10 protein-coding genes are annotated in these 15,084 nt (G+C 73.4%); 3 read left to right on the top strand and 7 right to left on the bottom strand.

What is annotated here, in order from left to right; genetic code table 11:
* Positions 1–9: 9 nt before the first annotated feature.
* Entirely contained in the window at positions 10–1,200 is a 1,191-nt protein-coding gene (locus tag ACIQZO_RS17635) for an acyl-CoA dehydrogenase family protein (RefSeq protein WP_403626854.1), read from the top strand.
* A complete protein-coding gene (locus ACIQZO_RS17630; protein ID WP_403626851.1) occupies positions 1,197–2,354 on the top strand; it encodes an acyl-CoA dehydrogenase family protein in 1,158 nt (385 codons plus the stop codon). Before ACIQZO_RS17635 ends, ACIQZO_RS17630 begins: the two co-directional genes overlap by 4 nt.
* Before the next feature lie 74 nt (positions 2,355–2,428).
* Here ACIQZO_RS17630 and ACIQZO_RS17625 read toward each other — a convergent pair whose 3' ends face one another.
* The 6 genes from ACIQZO_RS17625 to ACIQZO_RS17600 all read right to left on the bottom strand — a co-directional run bounded on the left by ACIQZO_RS17625 (position 2,429) and on the right by ACIQZO_RS17600 (position 11,494).
* The gene (locus ACIQZO_RS17625) at positions 2,429–3,010 is read right to left on the bottom strand and encodes a GNAT family N-acetyltransferase (protein ID WP_403626848.1); all 582 of its coding nucleotides are present in this window, start codon (positions 3,008–3,010) and stop codon (positions 2,429–2,431) included.
* A gap of 26 nt (positions 3,011–3,036) precedes the next feature.
* Positions 3,037–4,107 (bottom strand): threonine aldolase family protein, encoded by a 1,071-nt coding sequence (locus tag ACIQZO_RS17620; protein WP_403626845.1) that lies wholly within the window; start codon positions 4,105–4,107, stop codon positions 3,037–3,039.
* Positions 4,104–4,811, bottom strand: coding sequence for a DUF2461 family protein (locus tag ACIQZO_RS17615; RefSeq protein ID WP_403626842.1), 708 nt, complete (start codon positions 4,809–4,811; stop codon positions 4,104–4,106). Before ACIQZO_RS17615 ends, ACIQZO_RS17620 begins: the two co-directional genes overlap by 4 nt.
* On the bottom strand, positions 4,808–6,196 hold the full coding sequence (gene glyA / locus ACIQZO_RS17610) for a serine hydroxymethyltransferase (RefSeq protein WP_403626839.1): 1,389 nt from the start codon (positions 6,194–6,196) through the stop codon (positions 4,808–4,810). The genes ACIQZO_RS17615 and glyA overlap by 4 nt, the downstream gene beginning before the upstream one ends.
* Entirely contained in the window at positions 6,193–9,531 is a 3,339-nt protein-coding gene (locus tag ACIQZO_RS17605; protein WP_403626836.1) for an amino acid adenylation domain-containing protein, read from the bottom strand. The genes glyA and ACIQZO_RS17605 overlap by 4 nt, the downstream gene beginning before the upstream one ends.
* A gap of 91 nt (positions 9,532–9,622) precedes the next feature.
* Positions 9,623–11,494, bottom strand: a complete 1,872-nt coding sequence (locus ACIQZO_RS17600) for a BTAD domain-containing putative transcriptional regulator (RefSeq protein WP_403626833.1) — start codon at positions 11,492–11,494, stop codon at positions 9,623–9,625.
* A gap of 200 nt (positions 11,495–11,694) precedes the next feature.
* On the opposite strand from ACIQZO_RS17600, the gene ACIQZO_RS17595 reads away from it, so the two are divergent.
* Entirely contained in the window at positions 11,695–11,913 is a 219-nt protein-coding gene (locus tag ACIQZO_RS17595; RefSeq protein WP_403626830.1) for a hypothetical protein, read from the top strand.
* A gap of 40 nt (positions 11,914–11,953) precedes the next feature.
* On the opposite strand, the gene ACIQZO_RS17590 is transcribed toward ACIQZO_RS17595, so the two are convergent.
* Positions 11,954–15,013 carry a BTAD domain-containing putative transcriptional regulator gene (locus ACIQZO_RS17590; protein ID WP_403626827.1) on the bottom strand — a complete coding sequence of 1,020 codons (3,060 nt, stop codon included), beginning with the start codon at positions 15,011–15,013 and terminating at the stop codon, positions 11,954–11,956.
* Positions 15,014–15,084 lie beyond the last annotated feature (71 nt).

Here is a 15,084-nt window from a genome sequence, read left to right as displayed (position 1 = left end):
GAGTTGCCCGTGCTCACCACCGAGTTCTACCGTGCGCCCGCGGACTGCGGGCTGCTGCGGAGCGGAGCCGACGTGCCCCGCACCCCCATGCGGGCCCTGCGCGAGGACGTCCACGACATCCTGGTCTCCGCCCCCGTGGCCGAGGCCCGGCGCACCCGTGACCCCCGGCCCATCCACCGGGCCCTGGGCGAACAGGGCCTCCTCGCGCCCCAGTGGCCCGAGGAGTACGGCGGCCGCGGCATCAGCCAGGTCGCGGCCGCCGTCCTGGTCGAGGAACTGGCCATGCACGACGTACCGGATCTGCTGCACACCCTCACCGTGCAGATCGTCGGATCCACCCTGCTCAACGTCGCGAGCCCGGCGATGAAGGCCCGGCACCTGCCGGGTTTCGCGGCCGGCACGGCCTTCGGCTGCGTCCTGTTCAGCGAACCCCAGGCCGGCTCGGACCTCAACATCCTCTCCACCCGGGCCGTTTCCGACGGCAAGGGCGGCTACAAGCTGTACGGCACCAAGGTCCACTCGCTCTTCGCCGGGCTCGCCGACTACGGGCTGTGCCTGGCCCGCGGCGAGGACGACGCCTTCAGCCTGTTCCTCGTCCCCCTGGCCCAGCCGGGCGTCACCATCCGGCAGATCCCCGGGATGGGCGACGACGCCTTCCACGAGGTCACCCTCGACGGCGTGGCCGTGACCGCGCAGGACGTGGTCGGCGAGACCGGCCAGGGCTGGGCGATCGTCGTCAAGACCCTCGCCTTCGAGCGCACCGGACTCGACTACTACGTGAAGGCGCTGCGCTGGTACCGGGCGGCCGTGGAACGGCTGGAGGTCCACACCGACCGGCTGGAGGCCGGCCAGCACGACCAGATCGGCCTGGCCAAGCTCAACGCCCGGCTGCTCGCGGCCGGCACGCTGGTCCGCCGCGTCCTGACCCGCCTCGACCGGGGCGAACTCAACGAGGACGAGGCCGCCGCCGCCAAGTGGTACACCACCGAGCTCGCCGCCGAAGTGGCCTGGTGGGCCGCGGAACTCGACGGCGACCGCAGCATGACCCTCGACGACCCCGAGGTCGACGGGGTGGCACACCCACTCGATTCGGCGTTGCGCGAAGCCCCGGGGATGCGGATATCCGGCGGCACCGCCGAAATGATGCTGGAGACGCTGGCCCGGCTGCGTCTCGACTCAGGTGCGGAGGTACGGCCGTGACATCACAGGCGGTCAACGGGAACGGGACGGGCGCCACGGGCGGCCGGGGCGCGGCGGCGGCGCCCGAGCGGTGGCGGGAGCGGGAGGACGAGGACTCCCTCTTCCGGCAGCTCCGACTCACCGTCCGCCAGGGCCTGGAGGTCGATGGGGACACCCCCGCCGGCGCCTGGGAGGCGCTGACCCAGGTGGGCGCATGGGAGTTCGCCCTCCCCATCGGCAAGGACGGCCTCGACCTCGGCCAGGCGGTCATCGCCATGGTGTGCGAGGAGGCGGGCAACGCGATGCAGCCCGTCCCGCTCACCGACACCCTGCTCGCCCTGGACCTGATATCCGGCCTCGGCCCCCTCGCCCCCGAGGCCGCCGACGGCCTCCTGGACCGGGTGCGGACCGGGGAGCTGGAGATCGCCGTACCGGGGCGGCTGCCCGATCCGCGCGGCACCGTACCACCCGGCATCACCTGGAAACCGGACGGGGACACCGGCGCGGTCGTCCTCACCGGCACCGGCGGCCCCTTCGCCGCCGGCGTCGGACCGGGCGCCCTGCTGGTCCTGGCGAGCGGCCCCGACGGCCCGTGCGTGGCGCTCGTGGAGCTGCCCGCACGGGGCCTGACGGTACGCCCGCTGCGCGACCACGGCGGCGGAGCCGTCGCCGGCGCCGTCTTCGACGAGGTACGGCTGCCGGCCGAGGCGGTCCTGCTGCGCGGCCTCGCCGCCGAACAGGCCCTCGCCCGCGTGGGGCTGCGCGCCGCCGTCCACCAGGCCTCGCTGCTGGCCGGGATCACGGCGGCCGCCCTGACCGCGGTCGTCTCCCGGATCCGGGGCCGTCGGCAGTTCGGCCAGGCCCTGGTCAAACACCAGGGCCCCCGGCTGCGCGTGGCCGGCCTGCTGGCCCGCCTCGACGCCGTGCGCTGGGCCGTGGGCGACGCCGCCCGGGACCTCGACGAGGACCGGCTCAGCGTGGGGGAGGCCGCCGGACTGATCGCCCTCACCGCGGAGACCACCCTCGACGTGACACGTGACGCCGTCCATCTGCACGGTGCCTCGGGTCTGGTACGGGACGGCCTGGTGGCGGGCTGCTACCGGCGGGCGGCCTGGGAGGCCATGCGCTGCGGGCGCCCGGCCCAGCTGTGGGACACCGCGGCGCACACTCCCTGACCGGCGCCGCACGAGGGACACGAGGGAAGGGGCTCCCGCACCGCGGGAGCCCCTTCTGCGCATGGCCGAGGCCGTCAGACCAGGTCGCGGCGCATGACCCAGCGGTGGCGCTTGTCGCTCTTGGCCTCGGTGCGCCGGATCCGGCGGAAGCCGGCCCGCTCGAACATGTCCATCGTTCCGACATAGGCGAGGGTCGGATTGACCCGGCCGCCCTCCGGGTCCACCGGATACCCCTCGACGGCGGGCGCGCCGTTGGCCCGCGCGTGTTCCACGGCCCCCTCCAGCAGGCCCGAGGCGACCCCCTTGCCGCGGTACTCCTTGCGTACGACGAAGCAGGTCACCGACCACACGGGCAGATCGTCCACCGGTGTGATCGTCTTCGAGGAGGTCAGCCGGTCCAGCTGGCGGCGCGGCGCCACATTGCACCAGCCGGCCACCTCGCCGTCCAGGAACCCCAGCACCCCGGGCGGCGGATCGGCCTTGTCCATGAGGCCGCGCAGGTGCTCGCCGCGCTCGTCGGCGGTGAGCCGCCCGTAATCGCCGGTGGACAGCCGCCACGCCATGCACCAGCACGTGTGCGCGCTCCTCTTCGGCTGGAGCACCTGCTGGATGTCGTCCCACAGATCCGCCGTGGCGGGCCGTACTTCTAAGCTCATGCTGCTACTTCGCTCTCTTCCGCTTCTTACAGGTGTCCCGCGGGCGCGGTGCTCCGCGCCCCGGTGACGGCATCGGTCATCACGGCGACCAGCACCTCGAGGGCCCGCCGGCACGCCTTGTGTCCTGCGTCCAGATGAGTGACCAGCCGGACCGTCTCCGGTCCGGGCGCGGTCACCAGCACTCCTTTCTGCGCGGCCCTGGCGACGACCCTGTCGGCGCCGGGGACCTCGATGAGGACGATGTTGGTCTCCGGCGGGCGCACGGTGAAGCCCGCGTCCCGCAACCCTGCGGCCAGCAGCCCGGCGTGGGCGTGGTCCTCGGCGATCCGCTCCACGTGGTGGTCCAGGGCGTACAGTCCCGCAGCCGCCAGAATGCCCGACTGCCGCATGCCTCCGCCCAGGCCGTGCCGCAACTTCCGTGCCTGCGGCAGCTGTTCGACCGGCAGCAGGAGTACGGAGCCGACGGGCGCGCCCAGCCCCTTCGACAGGCACACGGACAGCGAGTCGGCCGTCCGGCCGTACTCCCGTGCCGATGTGCCCGTCGCGGCCATCGCGTTCCAGATCCGGGCCCCGTCCATGTGCACCGCCAGGCCGGCGCCGGCCGTCAGTTCCCGTACGGCGCGCAGCGTCTCCAGCGGGTGGACCGTGCCTCCGGCCCGGGTGTGGGTCTGCTCCACCTCCACCGCACGGGTGCCGAGCGTGTACGGGTTCCCCCGCCGGATCACCCCGGCCAGCAGCTCCGCGGTGATCACCCCACGCTCGGCCGTCACCGTGCGCGTCTGGATCCCCCCGTAGCGGGCCAAAGAGGCCTCCTCGTGCGCCAGTATGTGCGCCTCGGCATCGCACACCAGCTCCTCGCCGGGACCGACGAGGAGCTGGAGGGCGATCTGGTTGGCCATCACCCCGGACGGTGTGAACAGGGCGCCGGAGAAGCCGAAGAGCCCGGCGAGCCGGTCCTCCAGCGCGCGGACGGTCGGATCCTCCCCGAACAGGTCGTCGCCGACCTCCGCGGCGGCCATCGCGGCCCGCATGCCGGGACCCGGCCGGGTCACCGTGTCGCTGCGCAGGTCAGCGGTCTCGGAACTCCCGATGGTCATGACGGTACGTCAACTCCTCGCTCGCGGGGCTGTGGGGTGAGTTCGCGGGCCGCCATCCAGTCCAGCAGGGGGAGCACCGACTGCCAGGTCTCCCGCACCAGTTCCCCGGCGCGTGCCGTGTGCAGGCCCGCGTCCGGCCCGTAGCGGCGCCCCGCGTCGATCTTGCGGTGGCGCAGCAGCTCCAGCCGCGGGTGGTCCGCCGGGACCCCCCGCGGCCGGGACGTGAGCCGGTCGCCGCCCAGCACGAACCCCTGGTCCTCCAGCCGGCCCGCGATCGCGGCCAGCTCCGCGCCGCCGTCCTCCTGCTCGACGGCGGCGCGGTAGCGGGCGACCTCGGCGCCGGCGTACGGGTACCAGCGGCCGGAGGCGTACAGGCCGTGCCGGTCCAGGTGCACCCACAGGCCCAGAGCAGGCAGCAGATCCAGATAGGCGCCCTGGTAGGTCTTGTACGGGGACTTGTCGTGGGACATCCGGGTGTCCCGGACCGGGCCGAGCACCTGCACCCCGCCCGACCCGGCGGAACCGGCCGATCCGATCGACTCCCGGAAGGACGCGCTGAGTTCAGCGGCCAGCTCGTCCATCGGCGCACGTACGTCACGCTCGTACCGCTCGCGGTGGCGCAGACGCCACGCCTCCTTGCTGTTGTCGGCCGCGAGGTCCTCGTACAGGCGCAGAGCCGAGGGCGGGAAGCCGCTGAAGGTCACGGCAGATAGCCCGGCAGGGGGTGGGCGGCGCACAGCTCGCAGACCCGGGTGCGCACCCGGTCGCGCAGCGCGTCCGGGAGTACGCCGCCCTGCGCGCGCAGCGCGGTGAGGACGTCGGCGACCAGGTCGGCGCACTCTGCGGCCACCACGTGGTCCATCCCGCGCGCGGCCAGTGTGTTGGTGCCGAGCCGCAGCCCGCCGGTCACCCGGACCGGTGTGGTGTCGCCCGGGACCCGGTTGCGGTTGACGACGATCCCGCAGGACTCCAGGGCCTGCTCGGCCACGTCCCCGGTGACGCCGGTGCCGCGCAGGTCGAGCAGCACCATGTGGGTGTCCGTACCGCCCGTGACCAGCCGGAAGCCCCGGTCCGAAAGGCGCTCGGCGATGGCCTGCGCACCGTCGGCGAGCCGCTTGGCGAGCTCGGCGAAGTCGGGGCTGGCGACGAAGTCCAGGGCGCGCGCCTTGGCCGCCACCGATGCCAGGTCGGGGGTGCCCTGGGTGAAGGGGAACACGGCGCGGCGCAGGGTCGCGGCCAGGGTGCCGCGCTCCGGACCGGCCTTGCGGGCCTCGCGGCCGAGCAGGATCAGCCCGCCGCGCGGGCCGTACAGCTGCTTGTAGGTGCTGGTGGTCGTCACATGGGCATGGTCGACGGGGCTCTGGTGGAGGCCGGCCGCGACCAGCCCGGCGATGTGCGAGATATCGGCCAGCAGGTAGGCGTTGGCCTCGTCCGCGATCTCCCGGAAGCGGGCGAAGTCGATACTGCGGGGGTAGGCGCTGGCCCCGCAGATGATCAGCTTCGGCCGGTGCTCCAGGGCCAGCTCGCGGATCTGGTCGTAGTCGAGCAGCCCCTCCGGAGTCACCCGGTAGCCGTGGGCGCGGTAGTAGCGGCCGGTCACCGAGGCGGGGGAGCCGTGGGTGAGGTGGCCGCCGCAGTCCAGGTCCAGCCCGAGCAGGCTGTCACCCGGGCTCAGCAGCGCCGTGATCACGGCGAGGTTCGCGGAGGAACCGGAGTGCGGCTGCACGATCGCGTCCTGCGCTCCGAACGCCGCGCACGCCCGCTCGATCGCGAGGCGCTCTATCTCGTCGGCGACCCCGCATCCGGCGTGGTAGCGGTTCCCGGGGAAGCCCTCGGCGGTCAGATTGCCGAGCGTGCTGCCCTCGCATGCCAGCACGGAGGGGTCCGCGACGCTGGACGCCGCGACCATCATCAGGGTGTCGCGCTGGCGCGCCGACTCCCGGGCCAGCAGGGAGTACAGGGCGCCGTCGCGCTCTCTGAGCCGCGTCGCCGCGTGCCCGGCGAAATCGACCAGGTCGGGGTCGGGGCCGGGGCCGGGCGCCGTGGGCAGCTCCGGCTCGGTGACGGGCGCGGGCAGGGTGAGACTCATGACTGTCCCCTCTCGGAATCATCCGTGATGACCGTGCTGTCCGTGCTGTCCGCGCAGCTCCGGACCGCGTTCGGTGCGTCCGTCCCGTCCGCCTCCAGCTCGCCGAAGGCCTCCGCGGCGGCGACCGCCTCCGCCCCGTGCTGCTCGTCCGCGGCGATCTTCTCGGCCAGCTCGGCGAGCAGCGGGTTCTGGAACACGGTCTTGACGGGCACCGGTACGCCCAGCAGCTCCTTGAGCAGGCCGGCCAGCCGGGTGCCGCTGAGCGAATCGCCGCCCAGGCTGAAGAAGTTGTCGCCGGGCGCCACTGCGTCCAGGCCGAGGATGTCGGCGACCGCCGCGCACAGCACCAGCTCCAGCGCGCTGCCCGGCCCGTCCCCGGCGTCCCGCACGGCCGCCTCGTCGGCGGACTGCGCCCGCCCCGCGGAGGAGGCCAGCAGCAGTCGGTCGACCTTGCCGTTGCGGGTCAGCGGCAGCTCGTCCAGGACGGTGAGCGCGGCCGGCACCATGTAGCCCGGAAGCCGGGCGGCGAGCCGCTCCAGTACCGGCCGGGCCGCGTCGTCGTCGGCCACGACGAAGGCGTGCAGCCGGCGCACCCCGTGGGCGCTGGCCGGGGCCACCACCACGGCCGCCTCGACGTCGGAGTCCTGGCGCAGCACGGCCTCGATCTCGCCCAGCTCGATCCGGTGGCCCTGGATCTTCACCTGGAAGTCGTCGCGGCCGAGGATCTCGATGCTGCCGTCGGGCAGGTAGCGGCCCAGGTCGCCGGTCAGATAGGCGCGTTCGCCGCTCTCCGGCAGGTGCACGAAGCGGTTCGCGGTGCGCTCCGCGTCATTCCAGTAGCCGAGCGCGAGCCCGACGTCGCTGGCCACGGCCATCTCGCCGACCACCCCGAGCGGGCGCTCGTAGGCGGCCGGGTCGACGATGTAGTAGCGCTGGTTGGTGATCGGCCTGCCGTACGGGATGCTCGTCCAGGACGGATCGACCTCGCCGATCGGCTGGAACAGCGACCAGCAGATCGTCTCCGTCGGACCGCCCGAACCCACCACCTGGATCCGGGGGCTCTGCGCCCGCAGCCGGTCCGGCAGCGTCAGTGGGATCCAGTCCCCGGAGAGCACGGACAGCCGCAGCGACTCCAGCGGCCGGCCGCCGCCGCGGCGCTCGCGCACCTCGGCCTCGCCGACGAGCAGTTCCATCAGGACGGGCACGGAGTTCCACAGGGTGACCTGCTCCGCCCGCACCAGATCGGCCCACACATCGGGCTCGGCGTGCTCGAACGGCGGCGGCAGTACGACGGTCCCGCCCTGCGTCAGCACCCCGAACACGTCGTAGACCGAGGCGTCGAAGTGCAGCCCGGAGATGGCGAGCAGCCGGTCCCGGGCACCGACGTCGAAGCGCTCGGCGACATCGCGGATCAGGTTGACCACACCGATGTGGTCGACCATCACGCCCTTGGGCTCACCCGTCGAGCCCGAGGTGAAGATCGTGTACGCGAGGTCCGCCGGGGTCTGCGCGGTGTCGGGCCGGGTGTCGGGGCCGGACTCGAAGTCCTTGTCCACCCGGTAGCGGCGGGCCGTGGGGGGCCAGCTGATCCGGGAGTCCAAGGAGGACTGGGTGAGGATCCGGTCGACCTTGGCCTCGGCGAGCAGCCGGCGCAGCCGCTCCGCCGGCACGGACGGGTCCAGCGGCAGGTAGGCGGCCCCGGAGGCGAGTACCCCGTACACCGCGGCGTACTGCTCCCAGCCCTTCTCCATCACGACGGCGACCAGCTCGCCCGGAGCGGCTCCGTGCTCCCGCAGCGTGTGCCCGATCCGCCAGGCGTACGAGGCCAGTTCGGCGTAGCTCAGGCGCCGCCCGCCGGCGTCCACGACGGCCTCGGCCCCGGGCGTGCGCTCGACCTGCCGGGCGAACAGCTCGTGCAGGGTGGTGTACGGGATCTGCCCGGCGGTGTCGTTGACCCGGCGGCGCAGCGTCCGCTCGGCCGCCGGGATCAGGTCGAAGCGCCGGGTGTGCAGGGACTCCGGGTCCTCGGTGATCCGCGCCAGCAGGTCCACGTACACGCCGAAGGCGGCGTCGATGAAACCGGGGGCGAACGCACCGTCGACGAAGTCCCAGATGACGCGCAGCTCGCCGGCCAGTTCGCGCAGCTGCACATCGAGGGAGACCTGCGGGGTCTGGGAGATCGAGTACACCTCCCGTCCCAGGTCGGTGACGGGCCTGCGCACCGGGTAGTCGAGCAGGCTGGTGACGACGACCGGCATCCCGGCCTGCGCGCCCACTCCGTGCAGCCGGGTCAGCTCGCGCAGCACCCGCACACCGTTGAAGGCGCCGTGCTCCGCGTCGCGGGCGAGCTGGTCGCGCAGGGCGTGCGCGCGGTCCAGGAAGGTCGCGCCCGAACCGTCGGCGACGAGCATCACGGCGTTGGTGAAGTCGCCGAGCACGCCCGTGATGTCCGGGTGTACCGCCGGGCGCTGGAAGATCGGGTAGTTGATGGTGAAGTCGGACTCCTCCGCCCAGCACCGGACCACCTCGGCGAACGCGGCGGTGAGCAGCAGGGACGGGGTCAGCCCCGCTTCGTGGGCCCGCGCCGAGAAGCGCTGCCGGTCCGCGGGGGAGAGGCGGTGCTCGCGGCGGTCGAAGCGCACCCCCTTCGCGCCGTCGGCGGAGCCGCCCGTGGGCAGCGAGGGGGCCGGCGGGAGCGTCGGCACCCGCTCCACCCAGTAGTCGCGGGCGCTGCGGAAGGCCTCGGTGTGCGGCAGGGCGTCGGCGCGCCAGCGGGCGTACTCGGCGAAGCCGATGCCGGGCTCCGGGAGTTCGGCGTCCGGGTTCTCGTAGAGGTCGACCAGCTCGGGGAAGAGCACCTGGAAGGCACTGGAGGCGTCCAGCACCTGGAGGTCGATCCCCAGGTGGACCCGGCTGAGGTCCTCCGGGCCGCCCAACCGGATGATCCGCAGGTCGAACAGCGGCCAGCTGCCCACCGGGAAGAGCACGTGGCTCATCTCGTCCCGCAGCGCGGCGAGCCGCTCCGCGGTGGCGCCCTCGGACAGGTCGCGCAGATCCTCGACCGGTATGTCGAAGGGCAGAGGGTCGGCGGGCACCCACTGGGTGCCGTCCGTACGGCCGATCGCGCGGAGCATGTCGTGCCGGGCGACCACCTTGCGCCAGGCCGCGGCGAAACGCTCGGGATCGAGGTCCGCGCGCTCCCATTCGAAGTATCCGTAGCAGCCGATACCGCCCAGTTCGACGGCCTCACCTCGCCCGATCATCAGTGCCTGCTGCGTCTCGGTCATCGGGAAGGACGCGGCACTGTCCGCGCGAGCGGGCAGGAGCTCGGTCATGGTCCAACTCCATTCGGTGTTACGGGCCGGTGGCTTGTGCTTGCCCGGGGTCGATACGGGCCGGAGCGCCCTGCTGCGGGGCAGGGCGAGGCTAGGGGCGGTGAGTTAGCCGCCGGTTATGTTCCGTCCGCACGGCGGGTCCGCAGTCGGGCGCGGGACCCTCGGCCAGGGAGAGCGCGAAGAGCCGTACGAGCGGGTGGAACAGGTAGCAGGGCTGACCCCACTCGTCCGCGCCGCTGACCTCCAGCAGGGCCGCGTCGGCCAGCGCCTCGAGCAGCCGCTCCGCCTCCGCCTCCGGCAGGCTCAGCGACATCGCCGCGTCCGCCGCGGGGAACGGCCGCGGCCCGAGCGCGGCCAGGGCCGGGAACACCGCCCGCACCTCGGGGGCGAGCGCCCGCCAGGACGGGAGCAGCGAGGTGTGCACGTCCAGATCCCCCGAGTGCAGCTCCCGCAGTCTGGTCACGGGATCGGCCAGCCTGCGGGCGAGCCGGTCCGGGGTGGAGTGCGGCCGGGCGGCGATCCGGGTCCCGACGATGCGCAGGGCCAGAGGCAGCCCCGCGCAGTGCTCGACGATCGAGGTCGCCGCATGCGGCGCGGCGGCCACCCGGGCGGGACCGGCCGCGGCCGAGAGCAGTTCCAGCGAGTCCCGGGGTGCCAGGGGCGCGAGGGCCACGGTGTGCGCCCCCGCCACGGTGGGCAGCGCCGTCCGCCCGGTCACCAGGACCGCCGGCTCCGGGGTGTTGGGCAGCAGCGGCCCCAGCTGGGCGGCTCCGGAGGCGTTGTCCAGCACGATCAGCAGCTGCCGGCCCCGGGTCCGCTCCCGGTAGAGCCGTACCAGCTGGTCCTGGTCCGCGGTGGCCGGTACCTCCTCTGCCGGGCCCAGCGCGCTCAGCAGCCGGCGAAGCACCCGGGTCGGGTGCCGGGGAGTGCCGTCGGGCGCGCGCAGGTCGGCGTACAACTGCCCGTCGGGGAAGTGCCGCTGGCAGCGGTGGGCGGCGTGGACGGCGAGGGCCGTCTTGCCGAGCCCGGCCATCCCGGTGACCAGGACCCGGCGGGGCCGTCCCGCGCCCTGCCCGTCGGGGGCCAGCGCCCGGCACAGCAGCTCCAGTTCGGGCTCCCGGCCGGTGAAGTCCACGGTGTCGGGCGGCAGCATGGCCGGGGCGCCGGCCGTACGGTCCGGGGCCTCCCGCCGGGTGCCGCTCACCACGGCGGGGGCGGAGCGCGGCTGCCGGTCGAGCGTGCCCTCCAGCAGCGCCCGGTAGGTGGCCTGGAGCTCCTCGCCGGGGTTCACGCCCAGTTCGTCGGCGAGCACCGCCCGGCCGTGGTGGTAGAGGTGGATGGCGTCGGCCTGCCGCCCGGACCGGCACAGGGCGGTCATCAGCTGGCTCCGGATGCGCTCGCGCAGCGGGAATTCGGCGACGAGGCCGGTCAGCTCACCGGTGAGCTGCTCGTGCCGGCCCAGCGCGAGATCCGCGGCGATGCGGTGCTCCAGGGTGGCCGCCCGGGCCTCGGTCAGCCGCGGCGCCTCGGCGTCGGCCAGGTATTCCGTGGCGTTGGCGAAGGGGAGGCCGTTCCACCGGGCCAGGGCGCCGCGCAGCAGCTCACCGGCCTTTTCGAAGTCCTCGGCGATCAATGCCTCACGACCGCTGAGTGCCAACTTCTCGAATTCCGTCAGGTCGAGGGTCGCATTACCGATGCTCATGGCATATCCGGGTGGCCTGCGATCGATCAGAACATCGTCGCCGAGAATCTTGCGCAAGCGGGAAACATAGGTGTAGAGCTGTGCGCTGACGGTGGCCGGCGGAGCCCAGCCCCACACCAGCCGGCACAGCCGTTCGTCGGAGATCACCTCTTCACGTGCCACGAGGAGCGCCGCGAGCACGGTGTGCAGCTTCGCCCCGGAGAACGCGACCCGGCGGCCGTCCCGCCGTACCTCGACTGGCCCGAGCACTCGGAATTCCATGTACCGCCCCGTCCGTGATTCATGGAGAAGAATCTCTGAACGAAGCTAGTGGAGTGCGTTGTCTCCTCGATATCGTGGCGATTTCGGGGGCGGCCGGGGTCACGAAATCGATGGAACACAGAAGAAAAAGGAGGCGTCCCTACTGTTCCATTCATGCCGCAGCGAGCGGCAGCGATGATCCACCGAGAGGGGATTCCCAGATGCGCAGCACGCGGACGGCGAAGACGGCGAACACGACGGCGGCGGCCTGCCTGGTCGTTCTTGCGGGAGTGTTCGTGGGTACGGGGGGAGCGTCGGCCGTCCTGGCGGACACGAGGACCACCACGCAGGCGGACGACATGCCCTGGGGCATCGTCAAGCCGGTGGACCCCCCGCGCCCCGGCTCCGCCGGCACGAACGGCGACATGCCCTGGGGCTGACCCACCCCGGTACACCGGACGGCGAGCGGCCCCGGGCCGCCTACTCCTCCGGACGCGTCAGCAGTACGGTCAACTCCGCCGCGGTGAAGGAACGATGCGGCAGCTCACCGGCGTCCCCGGTGCCCCCGGCGCCCGGCCGGCCCCCGCCGCCCGGCTCGCCCGCCGAACCCGCCGCGCCCTGGACCGCCGCCAGCAGCCGGGCCGCCTGAGCCCGCCAGGGCTGCGCGCCGACCTCACCGAAGGCGGCCCGCGCCCGACGGAACCTGTCCGCCGCCTCCGCCAGGCGGCCGCCGATCGCCTCCACACATCCGAGATCGGTCTCCACCCGGGCGTACAGGAACCGGTCCGCCAGCTCCTCCGTGATCTCCAGGGCCTGCTTCAGCGTTCCCCCCGCCGCTGACAGCAGGCCCTGGCTCCACTGCGTCTGGCCCAGTCCCCGCAGCGCGTGCGCCTCCCCGACCCGGTCGCCCTCGCCCCGGGTCAGCCGCAGTACCGCCCCGAAGGCCTCCGCCGCCTCGCCCAGGTCCCCGGCGCGCAGCCGCACCTCGGCCAGCCGGTACACGCTCTGCGCCTCCGCCCGTACCGATCCGGTACGCCGACTCAGCGCCACCGCCTCCTCCGCGAGCGGCAGCGCGCCGCCCACGTTGCCCCGGTCCAGCTCGATCTGCGCCTGGAAACCCAGCAGATGGGCCTCGTTCCCGATGTCTCCCGAGGCGTGGAAACCGCCGAGCGCCGCCTCGCAGAACTCCAGGGCCCGCTCCCAGTCGCCCTGGAACCGCGCGCACATGGCCAGGTTCCGCTGGGCGAGCGCCGCCCCGCCCACGTCACCGGTGTGGCGCAGCAGCCGCAGCGCGGCCATGTTCCACCCCTCGGCCTGCTCGTAGCGCCGCTGGTAGATGGCCAGCGAGCCCAGCAGCCGCAGCATCGTGGCCTCGCCCGGCTGGTCGCCGGTGCGCCGCGCCGAGGCCAGCGCCAGCTCGGCGCAGCGCTGCCAGTCCTCCAGGTAGTTCTTCGTCTCGAAGTGCGGTACCGCGCTCTCGGTCAGCGTCCACGCGTACCGGGCGCGCCCGGTCTCCGCCGCGTGGCCCACCAGGTCCGCCACCGCCGTGCGCTCCGACTCGAACCAGTCCATCGGCGCGGCCAGCAGTTCGTCGGCCGGCTCCAGCAGGAAGGGGGGTGCCGGTGCGGGGTCCCGGCCCACAGGGAACTCCCGGCCGTCGATCCGGCGGTGCGCCTCCTCCGCCAGCCAGACCCAGGCCGCGAAGACCCGGTCCAGCGCGGCGTCGGTCTCCCCCTCGGGCTCGTCGGACTCCGCCCGCTCACGGGCGAACAGCCGCAGCAGGTCCTGGAACCGGTACCGGGTGGCCCGCCCCGGCTCCGCGTCGGCGACCTCCAGCAGCTGCGCGTCGACCAGGTGGTCGATCAGCTCCTCCGCGTGCCACACGTCGGTGTCCAGTACGGCCGCTCCCGCCCACGCGGCGAAGTCCACCGTGCGCAGCAGCCCGAGCCTGCGGTACATCCGCGCCGCCTCGGGGGCCAGGTCCCGGTAGGTGAGCCGGAAGCCGGCCCGCACCCCGCCCTCGCCGGGGCTCAGCACATCGAGCCGGGAACGGTGGTCGCGCAGCCGGGCCACCAGGCTCCGTACGCTCAGACCCGGTTTGGCCGCCAGGCGCGCACCGGCGATCCGCAGTGCGAGCGGCAGGCAGTCGCAGAGCGCGCCGAGCTGCTCCACCGCCACCGGGTCGCTGCCGAAGCGGTCCGCACCGGCGAGCTTGATGAGCAGGGCCGTCGCCTCGGTCGGCTCCAGCATCCGCAGCCGGATGGTCAGCGCCGTGTAGTCGCCCGTGAGGTCGCCCAGGTTCTCCCGGCTGGTGGCCAGCACCACGCTGCGTCCGCCGCCCGGGAGCAGCGGTCTGAGCTGGTGGAAGGAACGTACGTTGTCCAGGACGATCAGGGTCTTGCGGGTGCTGAGCAGGCTGCGGAACAGCGAGGCCCGCTCGTCGGCGTCCGGCGGGATCTGGGGCGCGCCGATCCCGAGGGCGCGCAGGAACCGGTCGAGCACGGCGGCCGGGGAGACCGGTGCGTGCTCCTCGTCGTACCCGCGCAGATCGGCGAAGAGCTGGCCGTCGGGGAACTGGTCGGCGACCTGGCTCGCCCAGTGCACCGCGAGGGCGGTCTTGCCCACCCCGCCGACGCCGACGATGGTCGCCAGCGCCGGGGTGTGCGGGTTGTAGGGCTCCTTCAGGAGCCGGTCCAGGGAGGTCATCTCCCGCTGCCGGCCGGTGAACGCCATGACGTCGGCGGGCAGTTGCGCCGGGATGGTGTTCAGGGCCGCGGGCGCGGGGGCCACCACGGCGGGGGGCCGGGTCAGTTCGGGGGAGTCGCGCAGGATCAGGTCGTGCAGCTGCCGCAGTCCGGGACCCGGTTCGATCCCGAGCTGCTCGGTGAGTAACCGGCGCCCCTGCAGGAAGACTTCGAGGGCCTCGGCCCGCTGGCCCGAGCGGTACAGGGCCAGCATGAGGTGTTCGCGGCACTGCTCGCGCAGCGGGTGGCGGGCCACCAGCTCGGCGAGTTCGCCGGTGAGTGCGCGGTGCCGGCCCAACTGGAGCATCAGCCCCGCGCGTTCCTCCATCAGCGCGAGCCGCATCTGCTCCAGTCCGGTGGTCTCCGCCTCCAGCCGGGAACCGGACGGCTCGTCCAGCGCGGAGCCCCGCCAGACGCTCAGCGCCTCCTCGAAGTGCGTGCACGCCTCTTCGGTCCGGCTGTGCCGGGCGGCGTCCCGCCCCTGCTCGGCCCGCTCCATAAACTCCTGGACGTCGATCCGGTGCTCGCCCTTGGCCAGCAGGTAGCCCGGGGGAGAGGTGATCAGCAGGTCGGTCACCCCGGCCTGCTTGAAGGTCTTGCGCAGGGTGGCCACGCAGATGGCGATCTGGTTGCGTGCCGTCGCCGGGGGCGTTTCCGGCCAGACGGCGTCCACCAGGGTGTCCACCGACACGATCCGGTCGGCGTAGAGCACCAGCATCGCCAGGACCGTGGCCTGGCGCCGGCCATGGATGCGCAGCGGGCCGTCATCGGTCTGGACGACCAGCGGCCCCAGCACTCTGAAGACAAACCGATTCAAAAGGTCCCCCGGCCTTGAAACCCCGCGTCAGGCGCGAACGGTACCGCAAA

It is taken from the genome of Streptomyces sp. NPDC097617, from assembly GCF_044761485.1.
Lineage (GTDB): Bacteria > Actinomycetota > Actinomycetes > Streptomycetales > Streptomycetaceae > Streptomyces.
This window is presented reverse-complemented; position numbering and strand designations above follow the sequence as displayed.